The organism is Leptolyngbya sp. GGD (genome assembly GCF_026735145.1).
Classification (GTDB): domain Bacteria; phylum Cyanobacteriota; class Cyanobacteriia; order Leptolyngbyales; family Leptolyngbyaceae; genus Leptolyngbya; species Leptolyngbya boryana.
The window spans coordinates 1-3,205 of the sequence record NZ_JAPQKE010000021.1 but is presented as its reverse complement, the minus strand read 5'-3'; the positions used below and the strand labels follow the sequence as shown (position 1 = coordinate 3,205).

The following is a 3,205-nucleotide window of genomic DNA, read 5'->3' as shown; positions in this document are numbered from 1 at the left end:
CACCCTGGCGGTTAGCTATTTTGACAGGAGGCTACCCTCCAACTATCGTCGCCGCAAATGCGTTTCACCACTCAGTTCGGGATGGATGAGTGTGGGTCCACATCGCCATCACCACCAGGAAACTCGTTGAGTCTGGCTCAAATTCACCAGAACCCAGAAGGCTGCATAGTTTTTGATGTCAGTTTTGAATGTAGAAATCTCAAACACCAAGGCTTAGATTCAATCTGATTCAAGAGGTCAAGCCCTCGGTCTATTAGTACTCCTCGGCTGCATACATTACTGCACTTCCACCTAGAGCCTATCAACGCGTGTTCTCCGCGTGACCTTACTGGTTTAACACCATGAGAGTACTCATCTTGAGGTGGGCTTCCCACTTAGATGCTTTCAGCGGTTATCCACTCCGCACTTGGCTACCCAGCGTTTACCGTTGGCACGATAACTGGTACACCAGCGGTGCGTTCTTCCCGGTCCTCTCGTACTAAGGAAGACTCCTCTCAATACTCTTGCGCCTGCACCGGATATGGACCGAACTGTCTCACGACGTTCTGAACCCAGCTCACGTACCGCTTTAATGGGCGAACAGCCCAACCCTTGGGACGTACTACCGCCCCAGGTTGCGATGAGCCGACATCGAGGTGCCAAACCTCCCCGTCGATGTGAACTCTTGGGGGAGATCAGCCTGTTATCCCTAGAGTAACTTTTATCCGTTTAGCGACGGCCTTTCCACGCAGCGCCGTCGGATCACTAAAGCCGACTTTCGTCCCTGCTCGACATGTTCGTCTCACAGTCAAGCTCTCTTGTGCTTTTACACTCTACGGCTGATTTCCAACCAGCCTGAGAGAACCTTTGCGCGCCTCCGTTACCATTTAGGAGGCGACCGCCCCAGTCAAACTGCCCACCTGAAACTGTTCCCTCCCCGGATTACGGGCGAAGGTTAGAATTCTAGCCTTAACAGAGTGGTATCTCACCGTTGGCTCCTCAATCCCCACAAGGATTGAATCATAGCCTCCCACCTATCCTGCGCAGTTAAAGCCCGAACCCAATTCCAGGCTACAGTAAAGCTTCATAGGGTCTTTCTGTCCAGGTGCAGGTAGTCCGTATCTTCACAGACAATCCTATTTCGCCGAGCCTCTCTCCGAGACAGCGCCCAAATCGTTACGCCTTTCGTGCGGGTCGGAACTTACCCGACAAGGAATTTCGCTACCTTAGGACCGTTATAGTTACGGCCGCCGTTCACCGGGGCTTCAGTCGCTAGCTTCAGGACGAATCCCTGACCAACTTCTTTAACCTTCCGGCACTGGGCAGGCGTCAGCCCCCATACATCGTTTTGCAACTTAGCGGAGACCTGTGTTTTTGGTAAACAGTCGCTTGGGCCTCTTCACTGCGACCACCTCTCGGTGGCACCCCTTCTCCCGAAGTTACGGGGTCATTTTGCCGAGTTCCTTAGAGAGAGTTATCTCGCGCCCTTTAGTTTTCTCAACCATCCTACCTGTGTCGGTTTCGGGTACGGGTAATTTGAATTATCGTGATCCGGGATTTTCTTGGAAGCCTGACATCACACACTTCGAGTCCGTAGACTCTCGTACTCACACCTCAGCTCAAGTCGTTTCCGCCGACTCTCATCACCTCGAATGCTTGAACCCCTAACCAACATGGGGCTGTGTTAGCCTTCTCCGTCCCCCGTCACAATCCAAATTGAGTACTGGAATCTTCACCAGTTGTCCATCGACTACGTCTTTTGACCTCGCCTTAGGCCCCGACTCACCCTCCGCGGACGAGCCTTCCGGAGGAACCCTTAGGATTTCAGGGCATTGGATTCTCACCAATGTTTGCGCTACTCAAGCCGACATTCTCACTTCTGCTTCGTCCACACCTGCTTGCCGCTGATGCTTCTCACTACAACAGAACGCTCCCCTACCACTCACATAAATGCAAGTCCATAGCTTCGGTAAACACCTTAGCCCCGTTCATTTTCGGCGCAGGAACGCTTGACCAGTGAGCTATTACGCACTCTTTTAAGGATGGCTGCTTCTAGGCAAACCTCCTGGTTGTCTCTGCATTCCCACCTCCTTTATCACTGAGGTGTTATTTTGGGACCTTAGCTGATGGTCTGGGCTGTTTCCCTCTTGACGATGAAGCTTATCCCCCACCGTCTCACTGGCAATCTATTCATCTGGTATTCAGAGTTTGACTCGATTTGGTACCGGTCTCCCAGCCCGCACCGAATCAGTGCTTTACCCCCAGACTTAAACAATTACCGCTGCGCCTCAACACATTTCGGGGAGAACCAGCTAGCTCCCGGTTCGATTGGCATTTCACCCCTAACCACACCTCATCCGCTGATTTTTCAACATCAGTCGGTTCGGACCTCCACTTGGTGTTACCCAAGCTTCATCCTGGACATGGTTAGATCACCGGGGTTCGGGTCTATAAATACAGATATCGCGCCCTATTCAGACTCGGTTTCCCTTTGACTTCGGCATCTCCGCCTTAATCTACCTGTACCTATAAGTCGCCGGCTCATTCTTCAACAGGCACACGGTCAGACGTTCAATCGTCCTCCCATTGCTTGTAAGCAGATGGTTTCATGTTCTATTTCACTCCCCTCCCGGGGTTCTTTTCACCGTTCCCTCGCGGTACTAGTTCTCTATCGGTCACACAGGAGTATTTAGCCTTTCGAGGTGGTCCTCGATGATTCACACGGAATTTCACGTGCTCCATGCTACTCGGGATACAGCTAGCTCAGTTAAGTTTTCAACTACAGGACTTTCACCTTCTCTGGTGTAGCTTCTCACTACTTCGTTTAACCGCTCTGATACACGTTGCTGTCCCACAACCCCAGATGATAAATCACCTGGTTTAGGCTGTTTCCAGTTCGCTCGCCGCTACTACGGAAATCGCGTTTGCTTTCTCTTCCTCCAGCTACTAAGATGTTTCAATTCGCTGGGTTAGCTTGCTCTACCCTATGGATTCAGGTAGTCATGTTAAAGGTTGCCCTATTCGGAAATCTTCGGATCAATGCTTACTTCCAGCTCCCCGAAGCATATCGTCGGTCGTCACGTCCTTCATCGCCTCTGTGTGCCTAGGTATCCACCATCTGCCCTTTGTAGCTTGACCACTAATTATTTCAATCAGTTTTAGTCCTTTACATTGGTGTCTGTGTATCTCTACCTGACATCATTACTATGCAGTTTTCTTGGTTCTT

2 rRNA genes are annotated in these 3,205 nt (G+C 51.0%); both read right to left on the bottom strand.

The features are described from left to right. Positions 1-2: 2 nt before the first annotated feature. Positions 3-119: ribosomal RNA gene (gene rrf / locus OU814_RS31195) — 5S ribosomal RNA — on the bottom strand. 114 nt (positions 120-233) lie between these two features. Next, a 23S ribosomal RNA gene (locus OU814_RS31190) occupies positions 234-3,117 on the bottom strand. Positions 3,118-3,205 lie beyond the last annotated feature (88 nt).